We start from the raw sequence: 19557 nt of genomic DNA, 5'->3' as shown, positions 1-19557 counted from the left end.
AGCGCGAGGAGCAGCTGCGCAAGCAGCTATGAGAGCGAGCGCAGTCAGGCGGCGGCCGAGGCGGAAGCGGCAATGCAGGCGCGCGAGGCTGAGCTGCGCAAGCAGCATGAGCGCGAGCTTGGCGAGGCGTCGGCCGCTGCGGAAGCTTTGCTCCAGGAGGCGGAGCAGGCCCGTATCGACGCTGAAGCGCGGCTGCGCGAGCGGACGGCCTCTCTCGAGGCCGAGCTGGAACGTCTGCGCCTGGCGTCCTCGGCCGAGCGGGAAGCTGCGGCAAGCGAGCTCAGGGAATCGCTGGAGCGCGCAGCGCGGGAGATTGAGCATGTGAAGGAAGCCGCCGAGCGCAGGGAGCTGGAGCGCTCGAAGGACGCCGAGGCGGAGCTTGAGCGCGTAAGACAAGAAGCGGCAGCCGAGGCGGCGCGGATGCGCGAGGAGATGAGGCTGTCGTCCGCAGCTGCGGACGAGAAGCTTGCCGCGGCGGAAGCGGCAGCCGCGCGTGCGGGAGAGGACGCCTTCAGGGCGGAAGCCAAGGCCGCGAAGCTGGAGGAGAGCCATTCCCGGAACCGCGACCAATGGGAGTCGGAGCTTAAAAAGCTGGAGGAGGCCCGCCAAGGGGAGCTTCTTCGCAGCGCGGAAGTCTGGGCGGAGGAGCGGAGCGAGCTGGAAAAGCGGCTTAGAGAGGCGGCCGCCTCCAATGCTGCGCTGCAGGAGGAATGGAGCAAGCGGATTAGCGACGCCGAGGAGCATCTCTACTCCGTGCTGGAGCAGGAGGAGGCGCGGGGCCGGCTGCTCGAGGCATCGCAAGCCCAGCTCCGCGGCACCCAGCAGGATCTGGATCTCGCCCGCGGTCGGCTGGAGGAGCTGCAAGCGAAGCTGGCGGCAGCCGAGGATCGCCTTGCGCAAGTCGAGCAAGGCCATCAGGGCCGCGTAAGCGGATTGCTGGAGGAGCTCCGTAACGCCCAAGCGCGCGCCGAATCCTTGGAGCGGCAGGCCGCGGAACGGTCGGCCCAGGCGGAAGCGGAGCGGGAGGCTTCACAGCGTGCGGCCGGGGAGCGGATGCTCCAGCTGGAGGACAAGCTGCGGGAGCTGCAGCAGCTGGCTGCTCAGCGCGAAGATCAGCTTAGACAGCTGGCCGAAGAGCAGGAGGAGCAATCCGGCACGGAAGCCGAGCTGCGGCGGGAGATAGAGCGTGCCCGCCAGGAGGCTGCGGCATCGGGATCAGCCTTGAGCGGCTGGAGAGCGTCCTGCAGGAGCTGGAGGCGGAGCGTTCGGACCATCGCGACGGCATCAGCCACCTCCATACGGAGAACGAGCGGCTGGCCGAATCCCATGAGCGGCTGAAGATCGAGCATGAAAAGCTCCGCAGCGAATATTCCAAGCTGCAGACGGAGTACAATGAATGGATCGAGCTGATCGAACAGAGCTGACAGGCTTTTGCGGCGCCTGCGCGAACTTCACTGCAGCCAAAAAAAAAACCGTCTCCTTGCCGCTTGCGGCAGCCGAGACGGTTTTTTGCATGCCGGCAAAAATCAAGCCGGCTGCATAATCAGGAACGATGCCCCTTGATGGGCGTAATCTTACTGGACCTTGAGAACCGCGCGCATTTTTTCGTGGCCGGGTCCGCACGGGATGCTGCAGACAATTTCATATTCGCCGGCATCATTGATGGTATATACCTTCGATTGTCCGGCTTTCAAGGCAATATCCGTGTTGGCGACCTTGATGCCGTGGATGCCGTCGGTTTCGACCTTGATCCGTACCGGCTCGCCTTTTTTCACTTCGTATGTCTGCTGGTCGAACTTGTAATTGGTGGCCTTGACGACGACCTCCTGGGAGGCTGGAGTCGAGTCCTCCGTCGTGGAGGCGGAATTGCTGGCGCCGGAGCCGCATGCGGTAAGCGCAACGAGAAGTACGGCCATGGCTGCCGCGAGCGGCAGCTTTCTTCCCCATTTATGCAACATGACAGTGGTTGTCCCCTTTCGGATTGTCTTCTATCTATCATAACGAATTTGGAAATGGGATGAAATGAGTATGCCGGACAGGGTTTGAACAAAAAATGACATATGTAGAGGCACGAAAGGAGCAGTTGCCGGCTCCGTTCCGTGCCTGCGTTCAATGATGCTCTTTCTTGTTGCGGCCGGCATCGAAAGGCGTCGGAATGAAGAGATCGATAATCCCGATGACCAGCGCGGCCAGAATGGCGCCGAGCCAGGTCACGGCTACTCCTCCGACAATGAATTGGGCCAGCCAGATGACGACGACGCTCGCGATGAAGCCGACGATGCCGCGTCCAAAGGGGGTCACTCTTTTGCCGAAGATGCCTTCGACGACCCATCCAAGCAGAGCGATGACCAGAGCCAGCATCAAAGCGCTCCAGAATCCGCCTACGGCAAACTGGGGAACGATGTAACCCACCAGCATCAGAACGATGGCCGCGACGATAAAACGAACGACATGTCCTAAAAAGCTCATGCGGGTACCTCCTTAGTGAATTGAAGTTTGAACTCAGCCTTCGCTCCTAGTGTGGATGTTTTCGGGCTATTTCATGTATAGCCGATTTGACCTGCGTGCGCGGATTCCCCGCTTCCGGTATAATGACGTTGAAAGGAGCTGCATGACGCTCGTGGACAGCAAAATCCTGCATACACTCGAATATGCCAAAATCATCGACCAACTACTTCAACATACATCGACTCCGATGGGCCGCCGCCTGGCCGAAGAGCTCGCTCCCTCCTCGGAGCTTTCCGATGTCGAGCGCTCTCTCCAAGCTACCGAGGAAGCGGCAGCGGCATACCGTCTGAAGGGAACAGGCCCGTTCCGCGGCATCGCCGACATCCGCGCCCATCTCAAGCGGGCGGTCATCGGAGGAACGCTGAGCTCGGCGGAGCTGCTGGAAACGGCGCTGACCGCCAGAGGAGCCCGCAGGGTCCGAAGCCATATCCTGCATGTGCATGAAGATCATCCGATTCCTCTGCTGGAGCATGTCGCCGATGGCATTTATCCGCGCAAGGAGCTTGAGGACTCGATTTTCGCCTGCATCGACGAGGACGGCCATGTCCTCGACAGCGCCAGCAGCGAGCTGGCCCAGATCCGCCGGGAGCTGCGCCAGGGCGAAGGCAAGGTAAGGGAGAAGCTTGAATCGATGCTGCGCTCCTCCTCCGTTCAGAAGATGCTTCAGGACAGCCTGATCACGCTGCGGGGAGACCGCTATGTCATCCCGGTGAAGCAGGAATACCGCTCTCACTTCGGCGGCATCGTCCATGACCAGTCCAATTCCGGCGCGACGCTGTTCATCGAGCCGGAGGCAGTCGTCGCGATGAACAACAAGCTGAGGGAGGTCAAGGCTGCGGAAGCGCGCGAGATCGAGCGCATCCTTCAGAAGCTGACCGCCGAGGCGGCCGAAGCGGCCGAGGATCTGGCCATCAACCACGATCTGCTTGCGCAGCTGGATTTCGCCTTCGCCAAAGCCGTGCTTGCGCACGGCATGCGGGCCGAGCGTCCGGCGATGAACGGCAACGGGTATTTGCGCATCCGGCGGGGACGCCATCCGTTGATCGAGCGGGACAAGGCTGTGCCTCTCGATCTGGAGATGGGAGGAAGCCATACCGGCATCATCGTTACGGGTCCCAATACGGGAGGCAAGACGGTCGCGCTCAAGACGGTCGGCCTGCTCAGCCTGATGGCGATGTCGGGATTGTTCGTACCGGCCGACGACAGTACGGAGCTTTGCGTCTTCGACGCCATCTATGCCGATATCGGCGACGAGCAGAGCATCGAGCAGAGCCTCAGCACGTTCTCCAGCCACATGACCAACATCATTCGCATTCTCGGACGCATGACGTCGGACAGCCTGGTGCTGCTCGACGAGCTTGGCGCCGGCACGGATCCTGCGGAAGGCTCCGCGCTCGCCATCGCCATTCTCGACCATATCCACCGGTCAGGCGCCCGGATGCTGGCCACGACCCACTACAGCGAGCTGAAAGCCTATGCGTACAACCGCGAAGGACTCATCAACGCGAGCATGGAATTCGATATCGCGACCTTGAGCCCGACCTATCGCCTTCTGGTCGGGGTGCCGGGCCGAAGCAATGCGTTCGCCATTGCCGAGAGGCTCGGCCTCGACAAAGGCATTATCCAGCAGGCCCGTGGCGAGGTCAGCGAAGACGATCTCCGCGTAGAAAGCATGATCGCTTCGCTCGAGCGGGACCGCCAAAGCGCCGAAGCGGAGCGCGGACAGGCTGAAGCTCTTCGCAGAGAGCTCGAAGAGGAGCGCAGCCTGTACGACCAGGAGCTTAGGCGCTTCGAGGAGCAGCGGGACCGGATGCTGGCCAAAGCCCAGGAAGAAGCCCGGCTCGCCGTGGCCAAGGCGAGGCGCGAAGCGGAGGAAATCATCTCGGAGCTGCGCCAGCTCGCCAAGGAAGAAGGAGCGGCGGTCAAGGACCATAAGCTGACCGAAGCCCGCAAGCGGCTGGAGGAGGCTTCTCCGGAGCTTGTCCGGAAGCAGGCCGCCCGCAAGAAAGCGGAAGCCGGCCGCAGCATCGGTCCCGGGGACGAGGTTATCGTGCACAGCCTGAATCAGAAGGGCTACGTCGTCGACATGTCCGGGGGCGAAGCTACCGTGCAGCTTGGCATCCTCAAGATGAAGGTCAAGAAAGACGATCTGGAGCTCGTGAAGCAGGCTCCGGCTCCGAAGACGCAGCCGCCCAAAGCTTCGGCTACGCTCAAGCGCACCCGTGACGACAGCGTGAAAATGGAGCTCGACCTCAGGGGCAGCAATCTGGATGAATCCATCATCGAAGTGGACCGGTTCCTGGACGAGTCGTTCTTGTCGGGGATGGGCCAGGTGTACATTATCCATGGCAAGGGAACGGGAGTGCTGCGGACGGGAATTCAGGATTTCCTGCGCCGCCACAAGCTTGTGAAGAGCTATCGTCTGGGCAACTATGGCGAGGGCGGATCGGGAGTGACCGTGGCGGAGCTGAAGTAGGCCTCCGCGGCTTCGGCGGCCCAAGGAAAAGCGCCGTATTGAACCAAAGGCAGGCAGGCAGGAGGTGCAGGAATGGACAAAATTGTCGATGTTCTGCTTCGCAACGAGTACTTTTCCTCCCTGATTTATGTATCCATAGCCATCATGGCTTTGATCCTGTTTTTATCCTTGTTCGAATGGGTCGCGAAGTATAAATGCTGGGATGAAATCCGCAAAGGCAATATGGCGGTTGCGTTCGCGACCGGCGGAAAAATATTCGGCATCTGCAATATTTTCCGTTTTTCCGCCAATGCGGGGGATTCCATCTATGCGGGCTTGCTTTGGGGCGCATACGGGTTTATCATATTGCTTCTCGCCTACTTTCTGTTCGAGTTTCTGACTCCGGTATTCCGGATCGACGAGGAAATCAGGAAGGATAACCGCGCGGTCGGATTCATCGCCATGGTCATATCCGTCTCCATTTCCTTCGTGATCGGAGGAACGATATAGAAGCCGATTTGCGAGGCATAAGCAGCGGAGGGCTTGGGATGAAATATTTATGGGGCACGCTGGCCGTGCTTGCGGTATTGTTTTTTGTTTTGGGTATCATCTATTTGAATTGACGGAAGGAGACGGAGCCGATGAGCAAGGAAACGCAGGAAACAGGCTTGATCTGCCCCTGGTGCTCGACCGAGATCGTATGGGATGAGGAGATCGGTCCGGAAGAGTACTGCCCTCATTGCGAGAACGAGCTGACCGGATACCGGACGTTGAAGCTGGGCGAGAACGATGACGCCGCACCGGAAGCGGCAGAGGCCGAGGATGACGAAGCTTCGGACTGGGATGCTGACGAGGCCGGCGACGACACGGGCTGGGCCGGAGGAGGCAGGCCTCGTTCCTGGCTGCTGGCCGACGAGAAGATCCAACGGATCATGGACGATCAGGAGGAGATGCCGGAATGTCCGTCCTGCAGAGAGTACATGCTGTTCGGCGGCACGCAGCCGCTGGCTCCATTCGAGCCGGCCGCGCCGCCGGCACTGAAAAAGCCGCTCCTCCCGCCGTCGCCGGGCCTGCAGGTCTACGTCTGCCCGGCTTGCCATGAAGTGTCCTTCAAGCTTGACCGCGATGCCAGGGGCTTCCTGACTTCCGCGCTCGGCGAGGAAAGCTGATCCTGCTGTTTTTGCGAACCGACGGCTGAACAAACAGCCGGGGCTGTCCTTCAAGTCATGAACATGACTAGGGGCGGCCTTTTTTTGTTTTTTCCAGCCGCTGTTCCAAGCGGGAAGCCTCAAGAAGAATGACTGCCGGCTGAACCAAAAAAAGGCATGAAGACGAACATTAAAGCCGGGGAATGCTGTCACGATGGAGGTGGTTGCACATATGAGCACGCGCAAACATCGCAGGCGGCGGCTGTCTGCTCCGGCAGACATGCCTGTTCCCGGACAAGGCGGCGAACCGGGAAGAGGGGACATGGAAGCGGCTGCCATGGCGGGGGAAAGGCCGATCGGGCGGGACGCCGGCTCTTCGGCTCCGCACGGCAGGCAGAAGGCTGCAAGCCGGGGCAAGGCAGCCATCGACGGCCAAGCCGCGATGCTGCTCGCCGTTTTGACCCTATTCAATTCAGCGAATGCCTTCTCGGGGACGTTCGTACCGGTCTACCTGTTCAAGGCGGGCCACAACTACAGCCTGGTCGGCATGTATTCCCTGCTTCAATACTTATGCGGAGGGATATGCGTATGGCTCGCCGGGGCTTGGGTGAAGCAGAAGGGTCTGGTCCTGTCGCTGAGGACAGGCGTCGCTTTGTCCGGCATCTTTTATTTGAGCGTGCTGCTGCTAGGGGGAGCCGCCCGGAGCTATGCCGCGCCGCTCGGCATGCTGAACGGCATTGCGGGCGGATTTTTTTGGCTCGCTTACAATGTCCTCTATTTTGAAATTACCGAAAGGGACAACCGGGACCGGTTCAACGGGTGGGCCGGCTTGCTCGGCTCAGGGGTCGGCATGTTCGCGCCATGGCTGTCCGGAATCATTATCGCCGCCCGTGGAGGCGATGCCGGATATGCGGTTATTTTCGGCTTGTCGCTTGCTCTGTTCGTATTGGCCGCTGTCATCAGCGCCAAGCTGAAAAAAAGACCGCCTCAAGGACGGTATCAATGGTTCATGGCCATACGGGAGCTGAGGGATCCATCGAGCCCGTGGCGCCGCTTCGTGCCGGCCATTCTGTTTCAAGGCCTGAGGGACGGCGTCTTCATGTTCCTGATCGGCTTGACCGTATATGCGGCGACACAGCGGGAGAAGCAGCTCGGAAGCTTTTATCTCGTCACCTCGCTTGTCGCTCTGGTAAGCTTCTGGATCTGCGGCAAGCTGCTGCGGCCATCCAGACGGAGCGCGGCTATGCTGGCAGGTACGCTGGCCATGACGGCGGTCATCGTTCCGCTTCTGGCCGGAGTCAAGTATTCCACGCTGCTGCTGCTTGGAATCGGAACGTCTTTGTTCGCTCCGTTGTATATGATTCCCATGACTTCCGCCGTGTTCGATCTGATCGGAAGAAGCGAGGACTCGGCAAGGAGAAGGGTTGAATATACGGTGCTTAGAGAAGCCTCGCTCACCGTCGGGCGCGTAGCGGGAGTAGGGGCGTTCCTCGTCGTAGCTTCCGGAGGAACCCCGAGTCCGGATCGGCTGGCTTGGCTTCTGCTTATTCTGGGCTCCGCTCCGATCGCCGGCTGGTGGTTCATCAGGCGTTCCCTGAAGGTGCAGGGGCAGACGGCGACGGCAGCGGGGGAGAGACGGCCGTGATTGTCTGGGAAAACAACCGATTGTAGGTAAAGTCTAGAAGCGCCGCCGACTTGACCGCCTGGTCTGGGAACCGTCCGACAAGCTCAGTCTGAGGAGCCGCCCGCCAGCTGCCGGCGAGGCAAGCTGACCTCATTCCCCAGCCAGCGTTTCAGCTCCGCCCTCACGAACCGGCGGCGTTTGCCGATGTAGGCGAGGATGAACGCCTTCTCTCCGCCGAACGCCTTCAGCGTCGCTGCACGCGCCGGATCGAGCTTGACGGCCGATGCGATCCTCTCCAGCATGCCGCCCGCGACGGGACCGATCCTCTCTTCCGTGAACTCCGTCTCCATGATGCGCTCCAGCTCTTCGGCATAACGCCTTCTCCATTCCGGGAACTGGAAGACTCGGCGAGTCAAGCCGTTGTAGCCCTGGATCCGTACGAGATCGGCCGAGCAGGGCTTGCCGAAGCAGTTGCGGCCCCATGAGCCTTCGTAGTCCCAGGGAAGGATGCCATAGCGGCCGGAAGCGTCATCCTCGTACAAGGCGTAATTCTGCTCAAAGCCGTCGTAGTTGCCGGTGAGGACGGCGCCGGCCAGCCATTTGAAATACAGGTCCAAATCAAGACGCTCCTCGATCGCCTCCTGCAGGCGCGAGTCTTTCAGCCGGTGGAGCCCGCCGATGAAGTCGGATAAACGGACAAGCGTGTCCCCGTCTCCCTCGATGAACTCATACCCGTCGGCGAGAGATCGCTTGCGGCGCCGGGACTCGGGATCCTTGAGCTCGAAGTTGGCGCTGTCGTTGGCTGCATACAGAAGAGACCGGTAGCGGATTCCGCGCATGGAAAAAAAGCGGGAATTGACGGCTTCAATTTCCAAATAAATGCCGTCCGGCCTGCCGCTGACCGACAGCCATACCGGGCGGGTGCGCGGGGAAGGGACTCCGATCTGCTCCATGAAATGAAAGCTGAGCGCGTTGCGGATCATGGAAGGATCATCCGATTCCGCATTCCAATGAAGGACCAGCCCGCTTTCCAACTGGATCTCGTAGGATTTCTTCGCGTATTCCCGCGTATGTCCGCCTCTGTAGCGGATTCTTGCGCCTGATATCCGTCCGCCGATGCCGAGCTTCGCAGGCACATATCTGCGGCTCCATATATCCCGGTCAAGCTCCGACCTCTGATCCGGTCCCATCAACACCGACCGCTCCGGAATTCCTGCCCGCATATGCCCATCCTCCTCTTGCCGCCTTCCGCCAGCGGCGTATCCGCCCATGCGTTACCCTATTCGGAATACGGCAGGATGGTTCGGCAGCGGCAGCTCTCCCGCTCCGCCAACCTCCCTGTCGCCGGGAAGACAGGCTGCATATACTGGGAACAGGAAGAGCGGCTATCCGTCCAAGAGTCTTCCTTCAAGGAGGAGGCGATCCAACAGCATCCATGAAACCCGAACATCCCTGGCAGAACCGCTTCGTAACCGTCATTCTGGAAGGAGGCGGCAGGCTGGAGGGACTTTTTTGCGAGATGGGCGAAGACATGCTCTCCATGTTCATCCTCCCGTCCCGGCGCTACGGCTACATTCCGCTGGTGCAGGTCAAAGAGCTGTCCCTTTCCCCCGTGCCCGCCCCCGAAGTCTCCCCGATCGTCGAAGACCATCCTTACCGCACCCCGTCCGAGCGCATGACCTACCGCAAGATGCTGCTGGCCTCCAAAGGCTCGTTCTCCGAAATCAGGCTTTCCTCCAACCGGCAGCTCCACGGCTATCTGGCCGGAGTCATGAACGATTTCCTGATCTTCTGCGTGCCGATGAACGGGGCCGTGCTTGTTCCGCTCGGCAGCCTGCGCTGCCTTTCGCCCTACCCTCCCGGCCTGGCGCCGTACCATCTGACGCCGGAGCAGTTCCCGCTGCGCCCGCTTTCGCTCGGCCTGGCGCGCAGCTTCTCCCAGCAGCTGGCCAAGCTGCAAGGGGAGTTCATCGTTGCCGGAAGAGGCGAATTGCCGGATCTGTCCGGCGTTCTTACCGCCATTGAAGGCCAGCTCGTCACCTTGACGGATGCCTCCGGCAGCAGCGTCTGCCTGCATTTCTCCGCTATCGAAGCGCTGCATCTCTAACCTCGGAATCCGGCCATTCGTACTTCTGCCGCAGATGGCGCCGAGGGTACATATTGACAGTCCGTCCGGGCATCCTACAGCTTGGAAGCAATTCAAAACCAAGGGAGTGGGCATCTATGCTGCAACCGTTGACGGGCAAGGAAATTCAATACATCTCGGATTCCATGACCAATGAGGATCTGCTGATGAAGCAATGCGCCTGCATGGCGACAAGCGTCGGCAACGCCGGCGTCAGCCAGCTCGCGTCGAGAATGGTCATGAACCATCAGCAAAATTACGCAACGCTCTTGAACAGCTTGTACCAGCATCAGACGATGGCTCCGTCCTCGCCGCAAAGCTGAGATCCAATCGAAAAGGGAGGCTAATACATGTTTCAGCAGCAAAATCAAACCGCCATGCAGCAGACACCGTTCCCGGAAGACGCATGGGCCAATACCGTCCTGTGCGACCTGAAGCGGGTCGTGCGCGAATATGCGACGGCCGCGACGGAGAGCTCCTGTCCTGAAGTTCGCAAGATGTTCACGTCGCTGACGAACAGCACCCTGCAGATGCAGGGTGAGCTGTTCAACGCCATGCAGCAGGCGAATATGTATACGGAGCCTTCGCCTGCGCTGCGCCAGGACATCCAGAAGAATATCGCTTCGTTCCAGCAGAAGCAGCAGCAGACGCAGCAATTTCTCCATCAGCGGATGAGCGGCCAGGCGGCTCAGCCGCCTATGCAGCCTCAGGCGCAATCGCAGCAGCCTTACATGCAGCCGCAGATGCACTCTCCGCAGCAGTATGTGCAGCCTCAGATTCCGCAGCCCTTGCAGGATCATCAGCGCCAGCATTTCTATAGTTGAGCAGCCGGAAGAAGGCGGGCGGGGACATGTTCCCTGCCTGTCTTTTTTTGCGCCGGACCTTGCTTCGCGATCGGCCTCCGGCGCACGGCTCTGCTGCGGCCGGAAAGTCTGCCGCGAAGGGGGAGTCTGCGGAACCGGGAGCGGGACGACGCTGGAGGCCGGGGCGAGCAGCGCGGGGATGATTTACATCCGGCGGACAAGCTTGCGATTTCGCTTTCCAAATAGCTTGTTAACGGTGTAAAATGTTCTTTATAACGCTTCAGGAAGGGAGTCAAAGACGATGAACGAAATGAAATTCAAGGTGCTCGAGCTGCTTAAGGAAGATGCTCGCAGGAGCCCCGAACTGATCGCCACGATGCTTGATAAGCCACAGGAAGAGGTGGAGCAGGCGATCGCGGAAATGGAACAGGATCACGTCATCGTCAAATATGCGCCCGTAATCAACTGGAGCAAGGTGGACGACCAGAAAGTGACGGCTCTGATCGAGGTTCAGATTACGCCCGAGCGCGGCCGCGGCTTCGAAGGCATTGCGGAGCGGATCTACCTGTATCCGGAAGTGAAGACGGTCTACCTGATGTCTGGAGCGTACGATCTGCTCGTCGAGGTGGAGGGCCGCACGCTGAACGAAGTGGCCTCGTTCGTCTCCAGCAAGCTGTCGACGATCGACTCGGTGCTTTCGACCAAGACATTTTTCATCTTGAAGAAATACAAGCAGGACGGCATCATTTTCGAAGAAAAAGAAGGGGATCAGCGGCTGCTGGTCACTCCGTGAGGTTGACGGATCATGACCATCTCCAGCAAGACTCCAAGTCCGTCCGAACCTTCTGTCCGCCGTTCCATGTCCGACTACCTGTCCCCGAGCGCCAGGGCGATCAAGCCATCCGGAATCCGCCGGTTTTTCGATCTGGCGAACAGCCGCAAGGATGTGATCACGCTTGGCGTAGGCGAGCCGGACTTCGTCACTCCGTGGCATGTCCGCGACGCCTGCGTCGCCTCGCTGGAAGCGGGCAAGACGCAGTATACGTCCAACGCCGGCACGCCTGAGCTCAGAGGAGCGATCGGCCAATACCTGAACGACTCGTTCGGCGTCGCGTACGACCCGGCCAAGGAAATTCTCGTAACGGTCGGCGGCAGCGAAGCGATCGACCTCGCTCTGCGGGCTCTGATCAGTCCCGGTGACGAGATTCTCGTTCCGGAGCCGAGCTACATTTCGTATTCGCCGATTACGACGCTCTCCGGCGGAGTCGCCGTCGGGGTGGAAACATTCGCGGAGCATGCCTTCAAGCTTCAGGCCGACACGCTGCGGGCGGCGATCACGCCCCGCTCCAAAATTCTGATCCTCAGCTATCCGAGCAATCCTACCGGCGGCATCATGACCTACGAGGACTGGCTGCCTATCGCCAAGGTCGTGGAGGAGCATGATCTGGTCGTCATCTCCGACGAGATCTATGCCGAGCTGACCTATGGAAGCAAGCATGTCAGCTTCGCCTCCATGCCGGGAATGAAGGACCGCACGATTCTGGTCAGCGGCTTCTCCAAGGCGTTCGCCATGACGGGCTGGAGGATCGGCTACGCATGCGGCCATCCCGAGCTGATCGGCACGATGCTCAAGATCCATCAGTACACGGTCATGTGCGCCTCCAACATGGCGCAGGTCGCCGCGCTGGAGGCGCTGACGAACGGCATGGAAGAGATGTACCGCATGATGGAGTCGTACAACCAGCGCCGCCGCCTCGTCGTCAAAGGGCTGCGCGACATCGGCCTGCAATGCCACGAGCCGCAGGGAGCCTTCTATGCCTTCCCGTCGATCGCCTCGACAGGGCTGAGCTCGGAGGAATTCGCGGAACGGCTCGTGCAGGAGCATGGCGTGGCGGCTGTTCCGGGCAATGTGTTCGGACTGGGAGGAGAGGGGCATCTGAGATGCTCCTACGCGACTTCCGTCACGCAGCTCAACGAAGCGCTGGATCGAATGGGAGCGTTCGTCCATAAAATCAGGTAGGCATCGGGAAGATGATTTGCTATAATCAGGACTAATAAAAATTCAATTTTTTTACATCCTGTCGATTGAACGGCATTCCGGATTGAAAAAGATTGCAATTGCAAGCGGGGAGGGATGTCAGCATGGCGGCAGGCATGAATGGTCTATCAGCGGCAGAAGCGAAGCCAAGAGTACGAACGGTTCCCGACTGGTCCCCGCTTTTGAGAAGTCTCTCCGAAGAAATCGACGCGCTCCGCAAAGAGATGGAGACCATCTATGAGGATATTTCAGGCTTTCAGTCCGAGGAGCTGTTGGCCGCGAGCCAAAGGCTGGACTTGAAGATCAACGAGTTTCTCCATTGCCAGCTGAGCTGATCCACCGACCCACCCGCCCCGGCGTTGCCGGAGCGGGTTTTTTTGCATGCATCCGTTTCTTCTTCCCTGTGAGGGACGCTTAAGGGGGCTTCAAAATAGAAGATTCGAAGCTGCCGCTCGTCCTTGAAGCTGGAAGCAGCCGCACAATGAGAGGGAGCCGCCCGGTATGGTATAATGGAACCTATCCCACTAAGTGCAGGAGGCTGGCGATGAAGCTCTATACAAGAACCGGCGATTCCGGTCAGACCTCGCTGATCGGGGGCAGAGCCGACAAGCATGACGCCCGCGTGGAAGCGTACGGAACGATTGACGAGCTTAATGCCTTCACCGGGGCGGCCCGAGCGGAAACGGCCCGCAATCCGAGGCTGGACGATCTGACGGGGCAGCTCGAGATGATCCAGCATGAGCTGTTCGACTGCGGCTCGGATCTCAGCTATGCCGATCCCAGGCCGGAGCAGCTCAAGGTGTCGGAGACGATGGCGCTGAAGCTGGAAGGCTGGATCGACGACCTCAGCGCCGAGACGCCTCCGCTGAGAAGATTCATCCTGCCGGGCGGGACGGCGGCGGCTTCCGCGCTGCATGTATGCCGGACCGTATGCCGCAGGGCGGAGAGGCGGACAGCGGCACTGGCTGCGGCACAGGAAATCAATCCGGGCGTCCTGCAATACTTGAACAGGCTTTCGGATTATTTCTTCGCCGCTTCGCGGGCGGCGAACTTCCGGACGGGAACGGCCGATACCGAATACGTGCGGGGAGCGGATGTATTTCGTGGTGACCGCTAGAACTTCGGAACGGTATTCGCAAGGAATCGCCCCGCCATTCGGTTATTATGAGCCGATCCGGATCGAGGCCGGAGAGAAAGAGGACGGCTGGAGGCTCAGCAAGCTGCTTGAGCGGCGTCTCGGCGTCTCCCGCAAGCTTCTCTCCCGGCTCAAGCTGACCGAGCAGGGGCTAATGATCAACGGCGTCCGCGCCTACTCCGGCGACCCGGTGTCATCCGGGGATATCGCGGAAATCCGCATGGAGCAGGAGCGCTCCGAGGATATCCTGCCGCAGGACCTGCCCCTGGAAATTGTGTATGAGGACAAATGGGTGCTGCTCGCGAGCAAGCCGGCCGGCATGGTCGTGCATCCGACCCACGGCCATTATACGAACACGCTGGCCAATGCGGCCGTGCACCACTGGCAGCAGGCCGGCGAGAACGTCAGGTTCCGGCCGGTGCACCGCCTGGACGAGGATACGTCGGGGCTCGTGCTGCTCGCCAAAAACCCTTATGTGCATCAGCAGCTGTCCGAGCAGCACGGGGACGGACGCATCCGCAAGCAATATGCGGCCTATACGTACGGAGTGCCGGAAATTCCGGCCGCCCGCATCGACGCGCCGATCGACCGGGATCCGGACTCTCCCCATCACCGGATCGTGACTCCGTCCGGCTATGCTTCCGCTACCCGCTATGAAACGCTGGCCGTCTACGGCGGACGCGCCTCCAAAGTCCGGCTGCGGCTGGAGACGGGAAGGACGCATCAGATCCGGGTCCATATGGGCTGGATCGGCTGCCCGCTCATCGGAGACCTCATGTACGGCCCGGCCGCGGCCGGAGCTGGCGTCGGCAGCTGGGAGGAAGCCGCCGGACGGCAGGCACTCCATGCGGAGATGCTCTCCTTCGAGCATCCCATGACAGGGGAAGAGATGACATTCACGGCGCCGCTGCCGCCCGATCTGGAGCGGCTGGAGCGGCTGCTGCAGCAGGACAGCATTCAAGGACATGATGAAGGAGAAGGACGGACAAGATGAGCGACAAAAAGGAAATGATCCTGTACGAATACAGCAAATGCGGCACCTGCCGCTCGGCTCTCAAGGATTTGGAGGCAGCGGGACGCAGCGTGAAGCGGATTCCCCTCTTCGAGACGCCGCCCTCCAAGGATGAGCTCCGCTCCCTGGTCAAGAAGAGCGGGCTGGAGCTCAAAAAGTTTTTCAACACCTCCGGCGAAGTCTACAAGGAGCTTGGGCTCAAGGACAAGCTCGGGACGATGACCGAGGAGGAGCAGCTGGAGCTGCTGTCCTCGAACGGCAGGCTGATCAAGCGGCCGATCGCCACGGACGGAGAGAAGGTCACCGTAGGCTTCAAGCCGGAGTCGTACAAGGCTGCCTGGCATGAGTAGCTCCTGGCGCTCGGACAAGCTGGACCGGCTCGGCTCGTCGATCTTCAGCGAAGTGGCCCGGTGGAGACGGGAAGCCACCGCAGCCGGTCTAGACGTGATCGACCTCAGCATCGGCAGCCCGGATCTGCCTCCGAGCGCCGCGGTGCGCCAAGCTCTCGCCGAAGCGGCGCTGCGGCCGGAGGCGTACCGGTATCCGTCGTCCGAGGGGAGCATCGAATTCCGGCGGACGGCGGCGGAGTGGCTGCGCCATCGGTTCGGGACGGAGGTGGATCCGGAGACGGAGGTCGTGACGCTGATGGGTTCCCAGGACGGGCTGGCGCATCTGGCGACGGCGATCTGCAATCCCGGCGACACGGCGATCGTGCCGGATCCCGGCTACCCTATCTACGCCGCTTCGCTTGCGGTAGCGGGAGTGGAGGCCGCCTTCCTGCCTTTGAGGGCGGAGGGTGGTTTTCTGCCCGATCCCGATTTCCTCTCGGAAGACGTCTGGGACAAGGCGCGCTTCGTGCTCATCGGCCTGCCGGGCAATCCGATCGGGACAGCGGCAGGGATGGACGTGCTGGAGCGGCTCGTGGACAAGGCGCGCAGGCACCGGACGCTGCTCGTCCTTGATCTGGCCTATTCGGAAATGGGATATGGGAGCTATCGCCCCTTCAGCGTTCTGAGCCTTCCAGGCGCAAAGGAAATCGCCGTCGAATTCCATTCGATGTCCAAAAGCTTCCATATGGCCGGCTGCCGCATCGGCTTCATGGCAGGCAGCGCAGATGCCGTGGGAGCGCTCAAGGAGCTCAAGGCGAACATCGATTACGGCGTCTTTCCCGCTGTGCAGGAAGCAGCATCGGCCGCCCTGCGCGAGGCGATGGACGATCCCGGCTACTCTGGATTCCGCGACGACGGGACCGGTTCGCCGAAGCGCTGTCAAGGGCGGGCTGGAGCGTGCCGAAGCCGGATGCGACGATGTTTCTGTGGGCGGCAGTGCCTCGGCCGGCAGCAGGCGCCGCCGCTTGGAGCAGCCGACGGTTTGCCCGGCGGCTGCTGCAGGACGCGGGCGTAGCCGTCGTGCCCGGCGATGCGTTCGGGAGCGAGGGAGAGGGTTATGTCCGGATCGCGCTTGTCGAGAGCGCGGACCGTCTGGGAGAGGCGGCGGAGAGAATCGGAGCCTGGCTGAAAAAGCAGGGCTTGGGAGAGGGGAAATAAGGAAAATGGATTTATTCACATGGAATGAGGAACCGCCCGTTCTGCAGGAGGAGGCGGGTTCGCGGCTGCTGCTCGTCGACGGCATGGCCATTCTATTCCGGGCTTACTTTGCCACCGCTTACGGCGGCAGCGTCCGGCGCACGAGTTCCGGACTGCCGGTCAACGCGGTGCATGGCTTCGTCCGTTATTTCATGGATGCCGTGCGCAAGTTCCAGCCTACCCATGTCGCTTGCTGCTGGGATCTTGGGAGCACCACGTTCCGCACGGGAGAGTTCGCGCTGTACAAGGCCAACCGGCCGGATGCGCCGGATGACCTGATTCCCCAGTTCGATCTCGTCAAGGAGGTCGTGGCGAGCTTCGGCGTGCCGAACATCGGCGCTCCCGGCTTCGAGGCGGATGATTGCATCGGCACTCTGGCGAAGCTGCACGGCCGGGAGCACGAGGTGTTCGTGCTGACCGGAGACCACGACATGCTGCAGCTGGTGGATGAGAAGGTGTCGGTCGTCATCATGAAGAAGGGCCACGGGAATTATATGGTGTACACGCCTCAGACGCTGCTGGAGGAGCGCGGACTGACGCCGGCGCAAATCATCGACGTGAAGGGGCTCATGGGCGATGCAAGCGACAACTATCCCGGGGTGAAGGGCATCGGCGAGAAGACCGCCCACAAGCTCGTTCAGGAGCATGGTTCGGTTGAAGGCATCCTGGCCAGCCTGGAGCTGCTGTCCAAGACGGTCCGGGCCAAGATCGAGGCCGATCTGGACATGCTCCATTTATCCCGGAGGCTCGCGACGATCCACTGCGAGGCTCCGGTCGCCCTGGCGATGGACGATTGCTGCTGGTCCGTCAATCGCGCTCTCGTCGAGAAGAAATTCGAAGAGCTGGAATTCAGAAGCCTGATCAGCCTGATCAGTTGAACGAACCGATGTGGACGCCGGATGGCGTCCTTTTTTATTTGCCATCGTTCTTGTCCTCCTAATCGGAAGCTTCGTCTTCGTCCTTGTCATCGGCAAGGGGGTGTTCGCCTGGGGAAGCGACAACGCAGCCGAAATGATTACGATCAGCTGCAAAGTCGTCGACAAGAGAACGAAAGTTTCGGGCGGAAGCGGGGACTTCAGCGCGGGCACCGCCTATTACGCTGCCTTCGAATTCGTCGACGGCAGCCTTGTGGAGCTGAGAATGCCTGCGGACGAGTTCGGGTTGCCCGTCGCCGGAGACGTCGGAGAGCTGACCTACCAGGGAACGCGGTACAAAGGGTTTGAACGGCATATGCATGCTTCCGGCGCGGGGAGCTGACCGTGCTGCACCTCGCGTGTCCCTGCGCAGCATGTCGGCGGCCGCAACTGTCCGGATGCAAGCCCGAACATCCGGCCGCCGCGCATGAAGCCGCAATAGAGCCGCCGGAAGCCCGGCGGCTCTATTCTCTCTGGCTTCAGCTGCGCGTGTCCTCTTAGCGCCGGCCGTCCCATTCCCCGTAAAATTGCTCCAGGTATTCCAGCATGAAGGCATGGCGCTCCGCGGCCAAGCGGCGGCCTGCCGTCGTATTCATGCCGTCCTTCAGCTTCAGCAGCTTCTCATAAAAATGCGCGATCGCCGTTCCCTCGCGGCCGCGGTATTCCTCGGGCGTCAAGGCAGCCCGAGGAGAGAAGCCGGGATCATGGATCGGCCTGCCTACGGCGCCGGAATAAGCGAATACGCGGGCAATCCCGACGGCTCCGATCGCGTCCAGCCTGTCCGCATCCTGGACAACCTGCCCCTCGAGGGTCGCCATGGGCGGCCTTCCGCCCCCCTTGTAGGAAATCGTCGAAATGATTTCCAGGGTGGCGGCGATCGTACCTTCGTCGGCTTGAAGGCGTTCCAGCCAGTCTCCGACTTCCCGAAGCCCGGCTTCCTCTCCATCCCGCAGCTTGTCGTCGGCCAAATCATGCAGCAGCGCTGCCAGCCGGCAGACGAAGCGGTTGGCTTGCTCCTCCTCTCCGATGGCATCGGCCGTCCTGGCGACCCGGCTGATATGGAACCAGTCGTGGCCGCTGAAGTCGTCCTTCAGCTGCTCCTTCACATATGCCTCGGTCTGCTCCACCATCTTCCGCTTTTCGAGGCTTCCTTCAAGACCCCAGTCCATCCTTGCCTCGACAATCGCCTGCAGCTCCTCGTCGCCTGCATCCGCCAGCTCCAGCAGCCGGGCATAAGGATCGCCGCTGAGACGGAAGTGGCGTGCAAACGCCGGCTCCGTTTTCATGCCCTGCTCCTTCAGCCTCCGGATGGCCGAGCGCGCTTCGGCTCCGGACAGCTTCAGAAGCCTGCCCTCTGCAACCATATGGCGGCAGGCGTTTTGCCGGACAGCCTCGCGAGGCTGCGCGAACAGCTCGAACGCCCAATCCTTCCAGCGGAAGGACACGGTGACGGAAGGCAGCTCCTGAGAGAGATGCCTTCGGGAAGAGTACCCATCCAAATGAGCGAAATTGGCTTCCGTCTCTCGAAGGAAACGTTCCAGGTCGCCTGCTTCGCAGATGACATCGAGATCGCTCGAGGGGATGTCCACGTCGATAGGGACCGTGCCCGCAAGCACCGGGGAATACGCCTCCAGAATGGCGAAGAGATCCAGCTCGCGCAGCGCGGCAGCCGCCGAGCGCTGTCTCGGCGTTCCTGACGCCAGCCTGTCCAGGCTGTATTCGCTGATGTTCATTGTCGCTCTCCTCTCCTGGCCTGCTATGGATAAGGTTCCGAATGGCGGGGCCCTCTCATCCAGCGGCAACATTCCATTCTATCACGGACACGGGACTTCGGACAGGCTTGCAAGGCCGACAGCCGGCATCTTATGCTATAATGCACATTACAATCCCATTACCGGAGGTTTCACATGTTATCGTTCCAAGAAAAGCTAGACATCCTATCCTCGTTCCCGGAGCTGACGCGCAACGACGTGTCGATGGGACGGGTGAACTTCCACTTCGAAGGAAGCCTGCACGAGAAGAAAACCGTCGGATACCGGCTCCATCCGAATGGAAGCGGATATATATACGCCGGCCTGCTGAAGGGGTACGAAACCGACGGCAAAGGGTATGCAAGCATACGCGATCTGGACGAAAAGCAGCTGCGGGAGCTCGCGGCCGCATCGATCGAGTCCTTGTCCGCGCCGCCGTCCGGACCTGCGCGCGAGCC

At 60.8% G+C, this 19557-nt stretch carries 19 protein-coding genes and 3 pseudogenes; 18 read left to right on the top strand and 4 right to left on the bottom strand.

Going from position 1 to position 19557, the window contains the following annotated elements:
* Nucleotides 1-1338: pseudogene (locus BN871_RS28475) on the top strand (hypothetical protein); the annotation flags it as partial.
* Between the two features lie 236 nt (nucleotides 1339-1574).
* On the opposite strand, the gene BN871_RS16540 reads toward BN871_RS28475, so the two are convergent.
* The gene (locus BN871_RS16540) at nucleotides 1575-1958 is read right to left on the bottom strand and encodes a cupredoxin domain-containing protein (protein ID WP_048747421.1); all 384 of its coding nucleotides are present in this window, start codon (nucleotides 1956-1958) and stop codon (nucleotides 1575-1577) included.
* A gap of 151 nt (nucleotides 1959-2109) precedes the next feature.
* The gene (locus BN871_RS16535) at nucleotides 2110-2469 is read right to left on the bottom strand and encodes a phage holin family protein (RefSeq protein WP_021879504.1); all 360 of its coding nucleotides are present in this window, start codon (nucleotides 2467-2469) and stop codon (nucleotides 2110-2112) included.
* Nucleotides 2470-2620: 151 nt separating this feature from the next.
* Here BN871_RS16535 and BN871_RS16530 point away from each other — a divergent pair, with 151 nt between their 5' ends.
* From BN871_RS16530 to BN871_RS16515, 4 genes are all read left to right on the top strand, one after another.
* Entirely contained in the window at nucleotides 2621-4984 is a 2364-nt protein-coding gene (locus tag BN871_RS16530; protein ID WP_048747441.1) for an endonuclease MutS2, read from the top strand.
* Between the two features lie 72 nt (nucleotides 4985-5056).
* Nucleotides 5057-5473, top strand: coding sequence for a DUF350 domain-containing protein (locus tag BN871_RS16525; RefSeq protein WP_021879502.1), 417 nt, complete (start codon nucleotides 5057-5059; stop codon nucleotides 5471-5473).
* 131 nt (nucleotides 5474-5604) lie between these two features.
* Nucleotides 5605-6132, top strand: a complete 528-nt coding sequence (locus tag BN871_RS16520; RefSeq protein WP_021879501.1) for a hypothetical protein — start codon at nucleotides 5605-5607, stop codon at nucleotides 6130-6132.
* A gap of 211 nt (nucleotides 6133-6343) precedes the next feature.
* Nucleotides 6344-7756 carry an MFS transporter gene (locus BN871_RS16515; RefSeq protein WP_049869404.1) on the top strand — a complete coding sequence of 471 codons (1413 nt, stop codon included), beginning with the start codon at nucleotides 6344-6346 and terminating at the stop codon, nucleotides 7754-7756.
* Between the two features lie 83 nt (nucleotides 7757-7839).
* On the opposite strand, the gene BN871_RS16510 is transcribed toward BN871_RS16515, so the two are convergent.
* Nucleotides 7840-8958, bottom strand: coding sequence for a CotH kinase family protein (locus BN871_RS16510; RefSeq protein ID WP_083436497.1), 1119 nt, complete (start codon nucleotides 8956-8958; stop codon nucleotides 7840-7842).
* Nucleotides 8959-9170: 212 nt separating this feature from the next.
* Between BN871_RS16510 and BN871_RS16500 the strand changes: the two genes are divergently transcribed.
* From BN871_RS16500 to BN871_RS16445, 12 genes and pseudogenes are all read left to right on the top strand, one after another.
* The gene (locus BN871_RS16500) at nucleotides 9171-9842 is read left to right on the top strand and encodes a hypothetical protein (protein ID WP_048747417.1); all 672 of its coding nucleotides are present in this window, start codon (nucleotides 9171-9173) and stop codon (nucleotides 9840-9842) included.
* 116 nt (nucleotides 9843-9958) lie between these two features.
* Nucleotides 9959-10183, top strand: coding sequence for a hypothetical protein (locus tag BN871_RS16495; RefSeq protein ID WP_021879498.1), 225 nt, complete (start codon nucleotides 9959-9961; stop codon nucleotides 10181-10183).
* A 27-nt stretch (nucleotides 10184-10210) separates the two neighbouring features.
* Nucleotides 10211-10684, top strand: a complete 474-nt coding sequence (locus tag BN871_RS16490; RefSeq protein WP_021879497.1) for a spore coat protein — start codon at nucleotides 10211-10213, stop codon at nucleotides 10682-10684.
* A gap of 280 nt (nucleotides 10685-10964) precedes the next feature.
* A complete protein-coding gene (locus tag BN871_RS16485; RefSeq protein WP_048747415.1) occupies nucleotides 10965-11456 on the top strand; it encodes an Lrp/AsnC family transcriptional regulator in 492 nt (163 codons plus the stop codon).
* 12 nt (nucleotides 11457-11468) lie between these two features.
* Nucleotides 11469-12683, top strand: coding sequence for an aminotransferase class I/II-fold pyridoxal phosphate-dependent enzyme (locus tag BN871_RS16480; protein ID WP_048747414.1), 1215 nt, complete (start codon nucleotides 11469-11471; stop codon nucleotides 12681-12683).
* A gap of 122 nt (nucleotides 12684-12805) precedes the next feature.
* Nucleotides 12806-13036, top strand: coding sequence for an aspartyl-phosphate phosphatase Spo0E family protein (locus tag BN871_RS16475; RefSeq protein ID WP_021879495.1), 231 nt, complete (start codon nucleotides 12806-12808; stop codon nucleotides 13034-13036).
* 209 nt (nucleotides 13037-13245) lie between these two features.
* Nucleotides 13246-13818: a cob(I)yrinic acid a,c-diamide adenosyltransferase gene (locus BN871_RS16470; protein ID WP_048747412.1), complete on the top strand. Its 573-nt coding sequence runs from the start codon at nucleotides 13246-13248 to the stop codon at nucleotides 13816-13818.
* Nucleotides 13808-14830 (top strand): RluA family pseudouridine synthase, encoded by a 1023-nt coding sequence (locus BN871_RS16465; protein WP_232313127.1) that lies wholly within the window; start codon nucleotides 13808-13810, stop codon nucleotides 14828-14830. Before BN871_RS16470 ends, BN871_RS16465 begins: the two co-directional genes overlap by 11 nt.
* Complete coding sequence (locus BN871_RS16460) at nucleotides 14827-15198, top strand: arsenate reductase family protein (protein WP_021879493.1); 372 nt, start codon at nucleotides 14827-14829, stop codon at nucleotides 15196-15198. The genes BN871_RS16465 and BN871_RS16460 overlap by 4 nt, the downstream gene beginning before the upstream one ends.
* A pseudogene (locus BN871_RS16455) lies at nucleotides 15191-16395 on the top strand (aminotransferase class I/II-fold pyridoxal phosphate-dependent enzyme). The gene BN871_RS16460 and the pseudogene BN871_RS16455 overlap by 8 nt, the downstream one beginning before the upstream one ends.
* 5 nt (nucleotides 16396-16400) lie before the next feature.
* A complete protein-coding gene (locus BN871_RS16450; protein WP_048747411.1) occupies nucleotides 16401-17312 on the top strand; it encodes a 5'-3' exonuclease H3TH domain-containing protein in 912 nt (303 codons plus the stop codon).
* A 10-nt stretch (nucleotides 17313-17322) separates the two neighbouring features.
* Nucleotides 17323-17691: a DUF2500 domain-containing protein gene (locus BN871_RS16445; protein ID WP_021882026.1), complete on the top strand. Its 369-nt coding sequence runs from the start codon at nucleotides 17323-17325 to the stop codon at nucleotides 17689-17691.
* Nucleotides 17692-17845: 154 nt separating this feature from the next.
* On the opposite strand, the gene BN871_RS29940 is transcribed toward BN871_RS16445, so the two are convergent.
* Entirely contained in the window at nucleotides 17846-19081 is a 1236-nt protein-coding gene (locus BN871_RS29940) for a DUF4269 domain-containing protein (RefSeq protein ID WP_198156211.1), read from the bottom strand.
* 174 nt (nucleotides 19082-19255) lie between these two features.
* Between BN871_RS29940 and BN871_RS16435 the strand changes: the two are divergent.
* A pseudogene (locus BN871_RS16435) lies at nucleotides 19256-19557 on the top strand (hypothetical protein); the annotation flags it as partial.

The sequence above is a fragment of the Paenibacillus sp. P22 genome (assembly GCF_000469945.2).
GTDB lineage: Bacteria > Bacillota > Bacilli > Paenibacillales > Paenibacillaceae > Paenibacillus_O > Paenibacillus_O humicus.
The sequence above is the reverse complement of the archived record's forward strand: the minus strand, read 5'-3'. Positions and strand labels throughout refer to the sequence as shown.